13 protein-coding genes are annotated in these 17,001 nt (G+C 39.1%); 1 reads left to right on the top strand and 12 read right to left on the bottom strand.

The features are described 5' to 3' along the window. Positions 1 to 5: 5 nt before the first annotated feature. From NE664_10635 to NE664_10620, 4 genes are all read right to left on the bottom strand, one after another. Entirely contained in the window at positions 6 to 947 is a 942-nt protein-coding gene (locus tag NE664_10635) for an HD domain-containing protein (GenBank protein MCQ4727099.1), read from the bottom strand. 290 nt (positions 948 to 1,237) lie between these two features. Next, on the bottom strand, positions 1,238 to 2,671 hold the full coding sequence (locus NE664_10630) for a trypsin-like peptidase domain-containing protein (GenBank protein MCQ4727098.1): 1,434 nt from the start codon (positions 2,669 to 2,671) through the stop codon (positions 1,238 to 1,240). Between the two features lie 192 nt (positions 2,672 to 2,863). Beyond that, positions 2,864 to 4,183 carry an AAA family ATPase gene (locus NE664_10625; GenBank protein MCQ4727097.1) on the bottom strand — a complete coding sequence of 440 codons (1,320 nt, stop codon included), beginning with the start codon at positions 4,181 to 4,183 and terminating at the stop codon, positions 2,864 to 2,866. Positions 4,184 to 4,197: 14 nt separating this feature from the next. Further along, the gene (locus NE664_10620; protein MCQ4727096.1) at positions 4,198 to 5,028 is read right to left on the bottom strand and encodes a Cof-type HAD-IIB family hydrolase; all 831 of its coding nucleotides are present in this window, start codon (positions 5,026 to 5,028) and stop codon (positions 4,198 to 4,200) included. A 389-nt stretch (positions 5,029 to 5,417) separates the two neighbouring features. Here NE664_10620 and NE664_10615 point away from each other — a divergent pair, with 389 nt between their 5' ends. Beyond that, on the top strand, positions 5,418 to 6,041 hold the full coding sequence (locus NE664_10615; protein MCQ4727095.1) for an undecaprenyl diphosphate synthase family protein: 624 nt from the start codon (positions 5,418 to 5,420) through the stop codon (positions 6,039 to 6,041). 618 nt (positions 6,042 to 6,659) lie between these two features. Here NE664_10615 and queA read toward each other — a convergent pair. The 8 genes from queA to spoVAC all read right to left on the bottom strand — a co-directional run bounded on the left by queA (position 6,660) and on the right by spoVAC (position 16,940). Continuing rightward, complete coding sequence (gene queA / locus NE664_10610) at positions 6,660 to 7,685, bottom strand: tRNA preQ1(34) S-adenosylmethionine ribosyltransferase-isomerase QueA (GenBank protein MCQ4727094.1); 1,026 nt, start codon at positions 7,683 to 7,685, stop codon at positions 6,660 to 6,662. Positions 7,686 to 7,705: 20 nt separating this feature from the next. Continuing rightward, positions 7,706 to 9,346 carry a SpoIID/LytB domain-containing protein gene (locus tag NE664_10605; protein ID MCQ4727093.1) on the bottom strand — a complete coding sequence of 547 codons (1,641 nt, stop codon included), beginning with the start codon at positions 9,344 to 9,346 and terminating at the stop codon, positions 7,706 to 7,708. Positions 9,347 to 9,533: 187 nt separating this feature from the next. After that, positions 9,534 to 11,765 (bottom strand): EAL domain-containing protein, encoded by a 2,232-nt coding sequence (locus tag NE664_10600; GenBank protein ID MCQ4727092.1) that lies wholly within the window; start codon positions 11,763 to 11,765, stop codon positions 9,534 to 9,536. 115 nt (positions 11,766 to 11,880) lie between these two features. Beyond that, positions 11,881 to 13,404: a FapA family protein gene (locus NE664_10595; protein MCQ4727091.1), complete on the bottom strand. Its 1,524-nt coding sequence runs from the start codon at positions 13,402 to 13,404 to the stop codon at positions 11,881 to 11,883. A 535-nt stretch (positions 13,405 to 13,939) separates the two neighbouring features. Continuing rightward, positions 13,940 to 14,809, bottom strand: a complete 870-nt coding sequence (locus NE664_10590; protein ID MCQ4727090.1) for a DegV family protein — start codon at positions 14,807 to 14,809, stop codon at positions 13,940 to 13,942. Between the two features lie 302 nt (positions 14,810 to 15,111). After that, entirely contained in the window at positions 15,112 to 15,468 is a 357-nt protein-coding gene (gene spoVAE, locus NE664_10585; GenBank protein MCQ4727089.1) for a stage V sporulation protein AE, read from the bottom strand. A 4-nt stretch (positions 15,469 to 15,472) separates the two neighbouring features. Continuing rightward, a complete protein-coding gene (gene spoVAD / locus NE664_10580; GenBank protein ID MCQ4727088.1) occupies positions 15,473 to 16,483 on the bottom strand; it encodes a stage V sporulation protein AD in 1,011 nt (336 codons plus the stop codon). Position 16,484: 1 nt separating this feature from the next. Then, complete coding sequence (gene spoVAC, locus NE664_10575; GenBank protein ID MCQ4727087.1) at positions 16,485 to 16,940, bottom strand: stage V sporulation protein AC; 456 nt, start codon at positions 16,938 to 16,940, stop codon at positions 16,485 to 16,487. Positions 16,941 to 17,001 lie beyond the last annotated feature (61 nt).

The raw sequence follows: 17,001 nt of genomic DNA, 5'->3' as shown, positions 1-17,001 counted from the left end.
TAATGTCAATACTCAGAATTCCTTATATTCCTTTGCATTATCCTCTGATACCCAACCCAGTTGCCTTGAGTTGAATTTCCTTCAATAGCTTCTTCAATAGCCTTTGTTTTTGCGTCCATATTGTCTGCACAGTGAAGTATGAAAGCTTCTATTGTTTTCGGAAGTTCAGGGGAACCGAATTCATACTCGCCGTGATGCGCCAATATGCTGTGTTTTATGAGGCTTTCAAGCGTTTTGGGAAAGTCTTCAATTTTTGAGGCCGCCTCATGTACCATTTCAGATCCCATTACAATATGTCCTAAAAGCTGTCCGTCGTCAGTATATTCATTCATTGGAAACTGCGAAAGTTCCTTAACTTTTGCAACATCGTGAAGCATAGCTGTTGCCACAAGCAAATCTCTGTTAACGTTTTTATATCTTCCAGCCATAAAATCACAGATTTGCGTAACTGAAAGCGTATGTTCAACTAAGCCGCCTAAATAGCTGTGGTGCATCGTCCTTGCAGCCGAATGGGTTTTAAAGCACTTTGAAACATATTCATCATTAATAAAAATCTCTTGAAGCAGTTTTTTTATATACTTGTCATTTATGCTGTCTATGTATCCATAAAGTTCTTTAAGCATCTCATCTATATTTTTTTCCGTGCTTGGAATATAGTCCATCGGATTATATTCACCCTCGTCGCTTTTTCGTATCCTCCTTATATTCAACTGCGGTTCGTTGTTGTATATAAGCACCGTACCGTCAATTTTGATAAAATCATTTTCATCAAAGCTCTTTATATCGTTGTTTAAATCCCATACCTTTGCATCAATTGTTCCTGTCTTATCCTGAAGCTTAAGCGAATAATAACTTTTTCCAGCCCTAGACTTCAATGTCTGCTTTGACTTGCAGAGATAATGCTCTACTAAGTTTTCCCCTTCACGCAACTCGTTTATATATCTCATTAATATCTACACCGCTTTCTAAATTATAAATAATTTATATTATACATTATTAAGCCTCTTTTAACAAGCCAAAGCTAAATCCGTAATGAATTAAAGCAGTCCTTGTAATCCTGTTTAAAAATAAAATACCGCATAATTGCAGTTTACAATTATGCGGTATTTTAATTAAAATCATTTTATTGTCGTTTAACGTCCTTTCATTATATATGGCGGCAATGTTGCCATACTCATATAAAGGATTAAATGAAAAACAATTTATTCTATTTATATATAAAGGCAATTTATACCTGTCAGTTATTTGCGGCAATATTATTTGCATCCATTATCTCTATATTAAGGGTCATAGGCGTTTCCCCGTTTCTAATAATGCCGACTTCCGCACTTGATCCGATCTCAAGCTCAGAAATTGCAGCAGTAAGCGATTCCATATCCATTGTGGATTTTCCGTTAACCGAAACAATTATATCATTCTCCTGAAGCCCAGCGTTTGCAGCTCCCGCTCCTTCAGTAACCTGAACAACGAGGACTCCTACCGGAAGCCTATACATGCTTGAAATATCTTCCGTTATATCCGTGCCCATAATGCCTATATACGGCCTTGGAGTCGTCCCCTCTTCCAAAAGCCTTTCGGCAACCTCAAGGGCCGTATTGCTTGGGATTGCATAACCCATTGCTTCGGCAACAGTCGTACTTGTTTTTGCCGTGTTAATACCTACTATTTCTCCGGAATAATTAACAAGCGCCCCGCCGCTGTTGCCTTTGTTAATTGCGGCGCTTGTCTGGATAACATTAAGGTTAATCCCTTCAATTTCAATATTTTTATTAAGTATGCTTATCATACCTCCCGTCGCGCTCTTTCCTTCTCCCAAAGCGTTGCCAATAGCTATTACGCTTTCGCCGACTTTAAGTTCGTCGGAATTTCCAAATTTAGCAACTGTTATTTCTTCAATGCCGGCCGATTTAAAATCCGACCTAAGGGCACAGAGCACAGCTATATCAGCCGTTGAATCTGTACCGACTATTGTTGCCGGGATTGTTTCAGCCCCTGTTACGGAAATACTTACTTGGTTTGCCCCTGAAACAACATGGTTATTTGTCAGTATATAAACGTTTTCGGCGTCGCTGTCAAATATAACCCCTGAACCGGAGCCGGAGCCTTCATATGGCACCATAAAGCCATAATAATTTGTTGTTCCATGTACTTCCGTATTTATATTAACAACGGCAGGCGAAACTGATTCTATAACATCAACAGCAGTCATAGCGCCGCCGCTGGAACTGCTAACCGCTTCGGCTTTTGCAATAGTTGTTCCCGTAGTATTTTGAACCTCCAATTCAGGCGTACTTTTCTGAGTGTTTCCGCCTCCAAACACGAGATTTTGCATAACAGAATATGAAGCTCCGATTCCAACCCCGCCAAACAGGCTTATAACAAGGCATGCAGCCAAAACTTTTTTAAAGCCCGTTCCTTTTTTATGCTTTACGCTTTCTTTATAATAAGTATCTTTTATAGGTTCATACGGCGCTCTTTTTCTTTCTTCGGCCGCTTCCGCCATGGATTCGGTTCTTTCCGTTTTGTCAAAATAACTTCTTTTAGTTTCGGCTTCTTTTTCTTTTATTTTATTGTACTCATCAAACGACACCTGATTCTCCATTACATGCTGTTCGTCTGTATTATCCAAAATATTATTCCCGCTGTTTGCAGTCCTTTCATCATCATACATAATAACTACCTCCTAATATTGCTTTCTTCTTATCTATGTATTGAATTATATTCCCAATTTTTGAACTTAATATGAACTTGCTGTAAATAATCGCTTAAAAGTTTTTATTTTATGTAAACATAATTTTAATTAAAATTCATAAAAAAGCTTTGAGACATATAAGCCTCAAAGCATAATACGTTTGTATCATTTTTAAACATTGCGCAGTCTTGCAAGTCTCTCCTTTATTTTAATTTCAATTCCATTAGACGAAGGCTCATAATATACGCGGCCTAAAAGTTCGTCGGGAAGATACTGCTGCTTTACATAATGTCCCTCGTATTCATGTACATATTTATATCCTTCGCCGTGCCCGAGTTCCTTTGCTCCGCTGTAATGCGGATCTCTTAAATGTGAAGGCACGCTTTTTATTTTAACATTCTTAACATCATCAAGAGCTCTATCAATACCTATATACGAGGCGTTGCTTTTAGGCGCGCACGCAATATATGTAACCGCTTGTGCAAGTATTATCCTGCCTTCCGGCATTCCTATAAAATTTACCGCTTCTGCCGCCGCAACTGCAACCTGAAGGGCATGTGGATCGGCATTTCCGACGTCCTCGCTGGCGCAAATAACAATCCTTCTTGCAATAAATCTCGGATCTTCACCGGCATATATCATTTTTGCAAGATAATACAAAGCGGCGTCAGGATCCGACCCACGCATACTTTTTATAAATGCCGAAATCGTATCATAATGATTATCGCCGTCTTTTTCATAATTTAAAGCACGCTTTTGTATACATTCCTGCGCAACTCCGATTGTTATATCAATTGTGCCGTCTTTTCCTTTTTCAGTTGTTAAAACTGCCAGTTCAACTGCGTTTAGCGCCGCTCTGGCATCTCCGTTTGATACGTCTGCAAGAAATTTTAACGCTTTATCTTCAATATTGACTTTAAAATATCCATATCCTCTTTCCCTATCTTTTAAAGCCCTTAAAATGAGTTTTTCTATATCGGCGGATTCAAGCTGCTTTAATTCAAAAACTATGCTGCGGCTTACTAAAGCTTTATTTACTTCAAAATACGGATTTTCGGTTGTAGCTCCTATTAACACTATAATTCCCTCTTCAACGTGTGGAAGAAGGGCGTCTTGCTGCGTTTTATTGAAACGGTGTATCTCGTCTATAAACAATATGGTTTTCTCGCCGTCAACAGACATCTTATCTTTGGCCTTTAAAACCACGTCTTTAATCTCCTTAATGCCGGAGGTTGTCGCATTAATCTGCAAAAACGGCCTTTTTGTCGTGTTTGCAATTATTTTTGCCAATGTTGTCTTACCGGTTCCCGGCGGGCCGTACAGTATAATAGAGCTAAGTTTGTCAGCTTTTATGGCTCTGTAAAGCAGTTTGCCCTTACCGACAACATGTTCCTGCCCGACAAATTCCTCAAGCGTTGACGGGCGCATTTTGGCAGCAAGAGGAGCGTCTTTTTTCATATTCTGCCGCATGCTGTATTCAAATAAATCCATAACAACCCAACCTTTCAAAAAAATCTGTTAACGGCGTAGGCGACTCCGTCGTTGTCATTAGACAATGTAATAAAATCAGAAACAGCTTTAACCTTTTCAACTGCATTTTCAACCGCAACACCCATGCCGACAAACTCCAGCATGTCTATATCGTTGTTTTCATCTCCGAATGCAACAACCTCATCGGGGCTTACCCCGAAATATTCGCATAATATCTTAACACCCCTTGCCTTTCCCATGCCGTTACGATTTATAAAAAGATATCCGTCCCAAATAAAGTCGCGTACTTCTATGCCGCCGATTCCGCTTTTTCTTATTATATCGGATATTTCATCCGCAAGCCTTTTTTCACATGCAAGCGTAACTTGGTATATCGGTTCTTTAATGCAGCACAGCTTTTCAGGATTTTTAAAATACCTTATTCCTCCCGCATAGCTTTTTATTCTGCCTGAAAACGTATGCTTATTAAAGAAATCATATTTTTCGGCATCCTTATCAGGTAAATGCTTATAATATTTAAATCCGTCCGAAACTTCGATAAACGTCTTATATTCTATCCCTAATTCAACAAGATACTTAACTTGTTCATAAGTTAAATTCATATTATAAACCGGGCTTTTTTTTACAGGATCGAAAAGAAGTATTCCGTCTATGCATACAAAAGGAGCTTTTATTCCCAGCGCGTTTGCAATAGGCAAAGTTTTCCTTATATTTCGTCCTGTACATAGTGTAAAAATTATCCCCTTTTCCTGAAGGCGCTTTATAGTTTTAATTGTATTTTCAGAAAGTTTGCCGTTACTGCCGATCAAAGTTCCGTCAATATCGGAAACAGCCATTTTGTACATGCAATCACCTAATTTTATGTAAAATTGTTTATTGATTATTATACCACATAAATCATTGTCAATCTATATATGCCGTTAAGCTTAGCTTTAGTTTACAAGACACACACTGTTTTAACGGGCGTTAGCGGCGCAATATCTATGTTAAATCCTTCCGCTGTTCCGGCGCTCATTTGCCTTGCTCTTACGCCGCTAACGCCCGCGCTCACAAGGGAAAATTTTTTGCAGTTAATGGCGCGGTTGATTCTACGGCAAGAGGATGCAGCACAAAAATGCGTAAAATTTCTCCTCTTGTGGCGCATATGCCCTTATAAACCGAAGCTAATTGTCGGTTATAAATATTTGTATTTATTGCCATAATAATATATAAATACACATGAAAGGATAATATTATGAGAATACCTAAACATATAGGAATAATCCCTGACGGAAACAGGAGATGGGCTCTTGAAAACGGGCTTGAAAAAAAAGACGGTTATAATAAAGGCCTTAATCCCGGATTGGAACTTTACAAAATTTGTAAAGATAAAGGTATTAAAGAAATGACATACTACGGCTTTACAGTTGATAATACAAAACGCCCTACAGAACAAAGGCTGGCTTTTACAAAAGCATGCGTTGACGCTGTTAAACTTCTTTCAGGTGAGGATGCAGAACTGCTTGTCCTCGGCAATACAAATTCAAAAATGTTTCCGGAAGAGCTAATCCCATATACAACTCGAAAAACTTTCGGTAAAGGAGGAATAAAAGTTAATTTCCTTGTAAACTACAGTTGGGAATGGGACACCGGATACGCCAAAGATAATTTAAAAGGGCCGTTGAAATCAAGCGATGTTTCAAGAGTGGATCTTGTTATTCGATGGGGCGGCAGAAAAAGGCTTTCCGGATTTCTTCCACTACAGTCAGTTTATTCCGATTTTTATTTTATAGACGAGTTTTGGCCCGATTTCAGTTCCAAACATATTGATGACGCCATAAATTGGTATAATAAACAGGAAATAACCCTTGGGGGTTGAAAAAAAGAGGTTTTGATATTCTCAAAACCCAATCATCCAATATGGATATCCAAAAATTCTAAGCCTAAATTTTCTATTATAATCTCAAAATATATCAAATTTTTATTTTTGCCTCCCGGCAGCTTCAGTTTACAAGACGGCGCGGGAACTTCCGTATATATTCCAATGGATAGCTTCGATTTACAATGGCGCACACGGTTTTAACTCTCCGGCCTCACAAGGCAAAAACTTTTTTCAGTTCAAGGCACAGCCGCTCCTGCGGCAAGCGTATGCAACGCCGAAATGCGGAAAATTTTCCTTGTGAGGCGTGTGTGCCCTTGTAAACCGAAGCTATATACTAATGAAACATTTAAAACTCCATAAACAATTGTCAGTATAAGGAGTATAACAAAAAAAGCCGCTCCCGTTTAATAAAGTCAGGGAGCAGCCCATTTTTCAGGCTTTTATAAATAAATGGTAAACTGTATAAATGCAAAAAAACTCAATAATAATTGAAACTATATAAATTCGGATACTTTATATTCGTCACGGCATCCCCATACGCATATAAAAAAGTATTCCTGTTATATAATGGCAACTGTTTTCAGGAGATATTTTTACTATTAAAACAATCTGCCGCTAAACGATAAACATGGCGTCCCCGAAGCTAAAAAACCTATATTTTTCTTCAACAGCAGTTTTATATGCTTCCATCACATGCTCTTTCCCCGCAAACGCCGAAACGAGCATAATAAGCGTTGACTCAGGCAAATGGAAATTAGTTATAAGGCAGTCTATGGCTTTAAATTTGTACCCCGGGTATATAAATATTTTTGTCCAACCGCTTTCAGCCCGGATTAATCCGCTTTCATCGGCAACCGACTCCAATGTCCTTGTTGATGTTGTTCCTACGGAAATAATCCTTCCCCCAGCTTTTTTTGCAGAATTTATAATATCTGCCTGCTCCTGCTCAACAACATAATATTCACTGTGCATTTCATGTTCCAAAACATCTTCCACCTTAACAGGCCTGAATGTACCAAGACCAACATGCAGCGTAACGCGGGCAATTTTAACTCCCATATTTTCTATTTCTTTTAAAAGCTCAGGAGTAAAATGCAGTCCGGCGGTCGGTGCAGCCGCCGAACCGTCGTGTTCGGCATAAACAGTCTGGTATCTTGCTTTATCTTTCAGTTTATGTGTAATATACGGCGGAAGAGGCATTTCTCCCAGTTCGTTAAGTACCGTTTCAAAAACGCCCTTATAACTGAACTTTACAATCCTGTTGCCGCCCTCTATAATGTCAATGACTTCTGCTTCCATCATCCCTTCGCCAAATACGATTTTATCTCCTATTTTAGCTTTTTTCCCGGGATAAACCAACACTTCCCATGTATCGATACCTTTTCTTACAAGCAAAAGCACTTCGATTCTGGCGCCTGTATTTTTCCGCCGGCCTATAAGCCTCGCCGGGAGCACTTTAGTATCGTTTATAACAAGGCAATCGCCCTTTTTCAAATATTGTGTTATACTTTTAAATACAGTATGTTTTATTTCTCCCGTTTGCCTGTCCATTACCATAAGCCTTGAAGAAGCTCTGTCATTTAAGGGCTCCTGCGCAATTAATTCTTCCGGGAGGAAATAGTTAAAATCGCTTGTCTTCATTTTAAATCCCCTATCAGTTGTTATTCTACAGTGATGCCTGTATAATAATATTTTAATATTTCGTCATACTTATATCCTATAGCCGCCATACCGTTTGCACCGTACTGGCTCATACCTACGCCATGCCCGTTGCCCTTTCCTTCAAATATAAATTTATCGTCGGCGGCAGTAAAAGTCTGTGTGTCATTAACCGTAATTTCAGATATGCCCTCTATTTCCGTTATGTCATTCCCTTTCCCGATAGCATGCACTCCAGAAACTTCTCGGCCTATGACAAGTTCGCTGTTTCCTCCCCCCATTATGTATGCATTGTCAAAGTCAATTTCACCCATATCCGAACTTGACTTTACATAAACGCTTTGAGAGCCTTTATTTTCAGCCGAACTGTCCGTATTTGGAGTACTTATTTCGCCACCGTCGTCTTTAATAACCGCACCGCCGCGCCCATTTACAGTGTACATACGGCTGGGAAGGCTTCCTTGAGAAGTCTGGCTGAAGATAGTCCTGGTTTCTTCTTTCTCAAGCTTTTTAGTTCCCTCTGTTCCCGTTATTGTCAGTTCTAATACGCGTCCGTATTGGGAAGTTTTAGTTATTTCAATATCAATAATATTTCCTATATTTATACCTTTCCCCGCAAGTATACTTTCCATTTCACTTGCAGTATATGTGCGTGTCCAAACCCCTACGCCAGTTTCATTTATTTCGGGAACCCCTTTTAAATACGGCAGATCGTTTACCCATACGTTAACTCCATCGTCAGTTGCTCCGCCGCTTGAAGCAAAAAATACAGCGTTAATAAGCTTGCCGTCATAATATGCCCCTTCTCCGCTCGTTTCATCGACAGCCCTGTTTGTCGTTTCTTTTTCCTGATCATATCCTAAATATGCCTGACAATGTACGTTGTCGCACACGTCATATCCTGATGAAGAATGACGTCCCATATATGAAGCCGTATATGTCCTTGCGGCAACCGCCTGCGCCTTAAGAGCTTCAATTTCCCATGAGGACGGCATTTCACTAGGTACAACGCCATAAAGATATTCGTCCATTGTTAAAACATTTACAGCCGTTATATTACCGCCGCCATACCTTCCAAACTCAATAACTCCTCTGTATTTTCTGGAGCCTATTGCAGTTGTATTGCCTTCAGACGCCGCAATCTGAGGGAATATGCCGTTAAACACTATCTTATCTTTTCCCCCGTCTTTTAAAACCATTACAGACGACGTGTCCGATATAACTTTGCCTCCAACGTCGCCGGCGGCGCGTTTTGCATCAGTCTCTCCGCATATATAAACGCCCCAAAGCTCTTCCCCTACGAAAGCGGGTACTGCCGCATATCCCCAAAGTTTTTCTATATCCGCACATGCGTCCAAAGCATCTTCATAACTTCCATAAAATTCGTTAACATCAATTATATTTCCTGACGGAACATTAACGCTGAAAGAGGACTCTGCCAAAAGTTCGGCCTCCGCGCTGAAATCTCCTTCATGCCCAATTCCTATCTTAATATTATTATTTCCAATCGGCACAGAAGAAACCTCTTTAAATCCATTTTCAATCCCAACTCTGACGTAATCAGGCATATCATAAGCCCTGCAAACGCCGGAATAAACAATCAAAAAAGCAAATATAAAAAATATCAGTCCTCTTTTTTTCAATTAAGCGTCCTCCCTGTAATATCAATGACTAATATTATATGTCAAAAACTTTCAAAAATCAATTTAAAATCCCGTTTGGCAGCATAAATAAAATACTGCCAAACGGGATTTTACAGAACTGTTGCCCAGAGACTTTTTCGCTGTTTAAACATTGCTTTTATTTTTGTATATCTAAAAATACATATATTTAATGAGGCAACATAATTTTTTCAAATTCACTATCCTCAAGAGGTTCGCTGAAATAAAATCCTTGTATAGAATCACAGCCAATATCTTTAATATTTTCATATTGCTTTTGTGTTTCAACGCCTTCACATATAATTTCAAGGTTCAGTTCCTTGGCCATATTTATAATATGCCTGAATATAGTTTTCCCACGGGCGCCGTCTTCAAAGTTAATAAGGAATTTCCTATCAAATTTTATTTCATCTGCAGGTATTTCCCTTAACATATCAAGAGATGAATAACCCGTTCCGAAATCATCGATCGAAATTAAAAACCCTTCATTTTTAAGCCTTGTTATAATGTTTATAACTTTCTCGCTGTTATCATATACAGACGTTTCCGTAAGCTCAAGCACTATAAGTTTCGGCGGAACGTTATATTTCCTGACAATATTTAAAATACGGTCAATGAGATCCCGGCGATGTAAATTAAGCCTCGAAATATTAACTGAAAGCCTAACCGGCATAATCCCTTCCGACAGCCACTTATTTATCCTGATACAAGCCTGTTCTAGCATTAAAAGGTCGAGTTCAAGCACACAGCCGCCGGCCTCCATTAAATGAACAAAAGAACCGGGCATTAAAATTCCATATTCGGGATGTTTCCATCTTGCAAGCACTTCAGCTCCGATAACTTCTTTTGTGTTCGCGTCATACTGCGGCTGGAAATACGGTATAAATTCCTTATGTTGTATTGCTCTTGACAATTCCGGCAGAAGCGATGTATTTAAATCTATGCTTATCCTTTCATTCTCGTCAAACCAATGCCATTTAATTCCAACAGAATCAGGCTGTTTTTCAATAACCATATTAGCTTTATAATTAATTTTCGCAAAATCACTGTTTTCGTCAAGGCAGAATGCAACGCCCACATACGAACAATGATAATTATAAACAATATTTCCGTCGTTTGCCGAAATACTGTAAAGCCTTTCAAAAAGCCCGTCTATACGTCCTGAAACCATATCCTTTGAACCTTTAAATAAAACCGCAAAACAATCTTCCGAAATTCTGGCCGCAATTTCCTTGCCTGAAACATAGTTTTTCAAAATATCGGCCACGTCCCTCAAAATCCTAACGCTTACATCATTTCCAAATATGCTGTGCGCCTTATCAAAATCCGGTATCCTAAAAAGCAGATATGACCAACCGCTTTTATCAATAATTTGTTTATATCTTCGCGAAATATATTCAAAATTAGCAAGGCCCGTAAGCCTGTCATATAACGCAATATTTTCCATAATTTTATTTTTGCTTTCTCTGCTTTTTAAAAGCGCGATAATCAGGATTGACGTAACCATAACGGAAATAATCGCAACCAATATTATTTCCGTAACCAACTCTGCTTTTCTTCCGTCTAAAATATTTGAATCAATTTGATTAACAATAAACCAGTCGTTTACTTCCAAAGGCAGATAGCTCACATAATAACTTTTATCATTTCCAGCCCTGTAATAAATTGAACCGCCCATTCCGGAATTGATGTCAGACTCCATACGGGAAAATTCCGGCTGATTCTCTTTAAAATCACCGGCTGTAAAATCCTTTTCCATATTAACGCCGAGTTCACGCCCTTCTTCCCGATCCCAAAATAATAATTCTCCTGAGCTTTTGATTATGTATATATTGCCTTCCCCACCCAAAACCGGAGTTTGAATTATTTTCTTATAATGTTCGACATCGCATTCAAGCGTAACCGTTCCGATTATAATATTTTCATCATATATCGGCGTCATAATCACAATTACGTCGTTTCCGTCAGGCTGTATAACAGATTTCCGTGCGTCGGAAATTATAGTTTCCCCGCCTATGGCTTTTCTGAATATTTCTTCAACCGCAACGTCCCCAAAAAATCCATCGCTTGAGTAGCTTTTCCCATCCAAAGAAGAAACAACAATACGCATCCCCTCTTCAAGCCAGTCCTGCTCCAAAACAAATGTTTTTGCCGAATCGCTTTCAGGACCTCCGACAGCGCTTATTGCATTGGCTGTTATATCCAAATTTTCAACATCTTTCTCAATCGTCTGCTTTACTGCAATGGCGCTTTGCTTTGTTGTTTCATTCAGGCCCGTAATAAGATTATACTCAACCAGGCCCGTCATATGGTACGCGCTTACTGCCGCAATAACTATAAGTCCGAAAAAACAAATAAAAAACAAGGCCATATATTTATAGAACCTTTTTTGCTTACCCATACTGCTCCCCACAATCCATTATTTTATAAAAAACCATATACAAGAAACCATCATTATCATACAATCTTATAAAATTCGGAAAGATTCATACGACGGCTTAAAACTTAATTAATGATCACGACAACCCTAACTCAATTTTGCCGTTTTCCATATACAGCTTCATACCCGGCAAAAAGCTGCTGCTGCACCATAAATTTCCAAACAACGTACAGAAAACATTAGCATAAACCGCTTTAAAAGATACAAATTTAAAATCGCACTCATCTTCAATATTTATAAAATAGCCAACTGTATTCGAAAGATTTTTTTCAGCAAAACGCATATTCTTCAGGGCATGGTTCAATATTTTCTGAACGGCTGAATTCCTTGCCGCATTTCCTGATATTCCGTTCATCCGAGTAAGTTCGTCAACGCGCCGCGACCATGCTTCATACTCATTCCTGTCTTTTTCAATCCTTATATTAAAAAGTTCAGGCGAAAGTATTTCAAGCCGTGTTTCAGTTCCCGAAGTATTTCCGAATTCGTTTGCTTTTATTTCCCTCGCCGCACATTTGCCGCCTATTATACGCCCTTTAGGGCCCAGCGCATATATACCTTTCTCACATAGTATGTCGCTTGAAAGCAAAACGTCCGTATAAACGCTGCCAAAAACTTCCGCTTTTACATTCTCTAAAAACGGGGCCCTTATGCTTCCTTTAGTTTTCAGAGAACTTTCCCCACCGCCTTTAATGCCAAGTCCGGCAACTATATTTTTACCGGCGGTTATACGGCAATTTTCGATTATCCTTCCAACAATGACATTTCCGGAAGCCCTGACAATGCAATCGGACAATATAGAATCCTTCACATAAATTGAACCGTCAAAATCTAAGTTTTCCGAAACTTCATCAACATACAGTATCGGTATAATCGATAATATCCCGTTGTTAAATTCTATTTCGCCGCTTATGCCAGCAAAAAGCTTTTCGCCGTCTTTGGACACTATAACGTTATCGCCCGCTTCAGCCCAGTTAATTCCCTGTCTGACAGGCATAAACTGCCTTCCGTAAACATCTATTCCCTCATGTTCTTTCCCGCTTTCATGCCTTGCGCACAGAAGCTGCCCTTCGCTGACAACATTTACAAAATCCGGAGCATTTATATCAACGCTGTAATCATTGTTTTTCGGTTTTATAGTCAGCATATTATCAAAATTCAGTTCCAGAGGATTATAATCGTCAGTAACTGCTTCTTTTCCATGTGCAATTAATATCGGCACATCAAAAACAGGGGTTTCGGCAAGCCTTTTCAGCTGGCGTTCATAAACCCCATAGTTGATTCCTTTTTTTTCTAACTCCTCTTTTATTAAAATCTCCAGACCTTCGCCTGAAATATTATAAAATTCCCTCGATAATTTAATCCATGCATCCATCCTGTCATCAGAAACGGATATTTCGATTAACTTATCGTCTGGAAGTTTTTTGTATTTCACAGGCTTATACATGCCGTTTTCTTCCAATTCGTCAAACCGGACGCTTTTAACAAGTTTTTTTATTTCATTATACTCATTTTCATCAGCCAAAAGGCCTTTTATATCAGGATCTGATAAAAAAGCGTCTAATACGCTGTTTTCATAAAAAGACTCATCGAACCCCCTCATCAATATCCTCCTCATAAAATTAAAACCAATAATTCAAATTATATTATTTTATAATATTTTGATGAAAAAACATTAGCTTTGTTTTACAAAAACACATGTATCACAAGGAAAATTTTCCGCGTTTCGGCATTGCAACGCTTACCGTAGGATCCGCCGCGCCTATGCGCATATGCCTTGAACATCAAAAAATTTTTCTTTGTGAGGTTGAAGAGTTTTAACCGGCAGCAACGGCATAAGAGCAAGGCAAAGATGCGCATACGCAGCGAAAAACCTACGGCAAGCGGCTTTAACGCGGCTATTGCACCGCTGTTGCCAATTAAAATCACATGTACCATTGTAAACCAAAGCTAATATTATTTTAGCATATTTTACTCTAAAAATAAATTAAAAAATAAATTTTTGTCCAAAAAATGATAAACAATTTAATTTGCAAATAGTTTTTCGTAAAAATATTTTTTTGGAAATTTCTGAAAACAAGCTCCGTTTTTTATAATTTATAATAATAAAAAGCCTGTTTAATAATACAGGCTTTAAATTATATATCCAATTTCCTTGTACATGCAACCGCGATAGCTCCGGGGCCTATATGGCAGGCAATGCTTAAAGAAAGCGGGTCGATTATAACATTATGATTTGGATAAATTTCTTTCAATTCTTCATAAAATTCCATTATTTCATCTTTGTTAGAGGTATACGCCATTTCTATATGCATCCCTTCGCCGTTTTCAGGAACTTTAAAACGGTTTTCAAAATCATTTCTTAAAGCGTTAATCATAATTTTTTTAGCCATTTTTTTAGTGCGCGCTTTTGCAAAGGCATCCAACTTTTCACCTTGAATCTGCAAAACCGGTTTGAGCTTCAAAATATCTCCCAACGCCGCGGCCGCCGGCGTAATCCTTCCGCCTTTTTTTAAATATTTCAGCGTTTCAAGCGTTATATAAATGCTTGATTCAAATTTTGTATTTTCAAGAATTTCTTTAATTTCCAGAGCTGATTTGCCTGATTGGGAAAGCTTTAGCGCGTCAAAAACAGACTGCTTCTGCGTTACTGAAATCCTTTGGTTATTGACAACCCGTACCCTGCCGCCGTAATCTTCAGCCAATACTGCCGCCGTTTGATACGAACTGCTCAGACCGCTTGACATAGGTATATGGACAATCTCATCATAATCCGCAAGAACTCTGTCCCAAAGATCAAGTATGTCTCCCACAGCCGGCTGTGATGTTGAAATTTCAGCGCCCGCTTCAAGCATTTTATAAAAATCGTCTTGTGTTAAATTAATATCTTCAAGAAATATTTCACCATTTATCGTAAACGGCATCGGAATAACATTAATCCCAAGGCTTTTACCCTCTTTTTGGGTTATTCCGCTGTTACTGTCAGTAATTACCGCTACCTTTTTCATAATATTATCCTCCGCAGACAAAATTTAAGGTTATTTATCGAAATATTATACCATATTAATACCTTTTTGTCACTAATATGTATACCCATACTATTATTTATTTTTATATCGACTGTTTTTATCGGAAAAAAGTCTTTAGAAATTCCCAATTTTCGGTTAACATTTCATTATTTTTCAGGTTTCAAAATTTCTGTCTATTTATGCCTATATTTTTATTAATACAAAAGAATCTATTAATATTCCCCGCCGTTCTGCAAATGTACGGCGGGGATAATAACTTCAAACAAAACTATTTAATTGTTTCATCCTTTTTCTTTCGGGTTGAATATTAACGCCGCCAAAAATGCAAAAAATACAGCCGCGCTTACTCCGCCCGCCGCCGCTTTAAGGCCGCCGGTAAAAATCCCCAAAAATCCGACTTTATCGATTTCTTCAATTACGCCTTTGCTTAAAACCCAGCCGAACCCTGTTAACGGCACTGTAGCCCCGCTGCCTCCAAAATCCGCAATAATTTCATATATGCCGAGGCCTCCCAAAATACAGCCGAGGCTTACAAACATAACAAGTATACGAGCCGATGTTAACTTTGTTTTATCAACAAGTATCTGGCCTATAACACATATCAGCCCGCCGACCAAAAATGCTTTTAAATAATCCATTATATCACTCCATTTCAATTGACACGGCATGCGCTATGCCCGGTATGCTTTCTCCCTGCTGGCTTGTTGTAGTGCTCATAAGCGCCCCTGTAGGAACAAGAAGAAGTTTTTTGATTTTTTTATGGCTTAACAGCGTATTGTAATATCCGCAGTAGGTCACCGCCGAACATGCGCACCCACTGCCTCCGCTGTGGGTATCCTGCTTTTCCCTGTCAAAAATTTCAATCCCGCAGTCAGTCAGGTTATCGCCCATTAAATACCCCTCGGCTTCAAGCAGCCTTCTTAAAAGCGCGCGGCCTATATATCCCAAATCTCCCGTTGCAATAACGTCATAGTAATCGGGTTTCCTGTGAGTATCATTAAAATGTGCGGCAATAACTTTTGCGGCCGCCGGGGCCATTGCCGCCCCCATATTGTTTGCGTCTTTTATGCCCATATCGACAATAGTTCCCGTCGTTATATGAGTTATTTTAGGCCCGTCGCCTTTTTTGGCCAGTATGGCCGCACCTACCCCGGTTACAGTCCAAGTAGAAGAAGGCGGCCTTTGCGTCCCCATTTCCAAAGGAAACCTGAACTGTTTTTCCGCCGAACAAAAATGGCTTCCCGCGTTGCACACAACCTTTTGCGCATAACCTCCGTCTACAGCCATTGCGCCTAGGCTTAAAGATTCCCCAAAGGTTGAACATGCTCCGAAAAGACCGAAATATGGTATGTTAAAATCCCTTAAACCGAATGTTGAGCCGCAGCATTGATTTAAAAGATCCCCTGAAAACGCATAATCTATATCTCCTGCTTTAAGCCCCGCTTTTTCAAGGCATAAGCTTACAGTTTCGCTTACGAATTTGCTTTCCGCTTTTTCCCAGCTTTCGGCTCCGAAATCAGCCTTATCAATCTTCCTGTCAAAATAGCCGCTAAGCGGTCCCTCGCCTTCCTTTTTTCCCACTATCGACGCCGTTGATATGATAACCGGCGGCATATTAAGCTTAACAGTCTGCTTACCAATCCTCTTATTCATGTCACATCACCTTACCTAAATAGAAATATGCAAAACCGACAAGCATGGAAGACAATATACCATAAACAATAACAGGTCCGGCAACTGTGAAAATTTTTGCCGCAAGTCCAAGAATCCACCCCTCTTTCTTAAACTCAACCGCAGGGGAAACCATGGAATTTGCAAACCCTGTTATTGGCACAAAAGTTCCCGCGCCGCTGAACTTCCCAATTTTGCTGAAAAGCCCCATTCCTGTCAGCAGCGCCGTAATGCCGATAAGCACTATATTAATTATTAACGAAACTTCATCATTTGTAAAATCAAATGACGATAAATAAGTTCTGAACATTTCCGAAACAGCACAGATTCCTCCGCCCACAAAAAACGCCTTCAGGCAGTTAACAACTATATTACTGTTAGGCGAAGCCAAATCAGCCATTTTGCTGTAAAGCTGTTTATTTATAACGCTGTCCTGCATATTAAAGCCTCCCTAAAAATATTTTTTCTTAAATATTATCCCTCGGAATTTTGATTAATAC

The organism is Anaerotignum faecicola, assembly GCA_024460105.1.
In the GTDB taxonomy this organism is placed as follows: domain Bacteria; phylum Bacillota; class Clostridia; order Lachnospirales; family Anaerotignaceae; genus JANFXS01.
The sequence above is the reverse complement of the archived record's forward strand: the minus strand, read 5'-3'. Positions and strand labels throughout refer to the sequence as shown.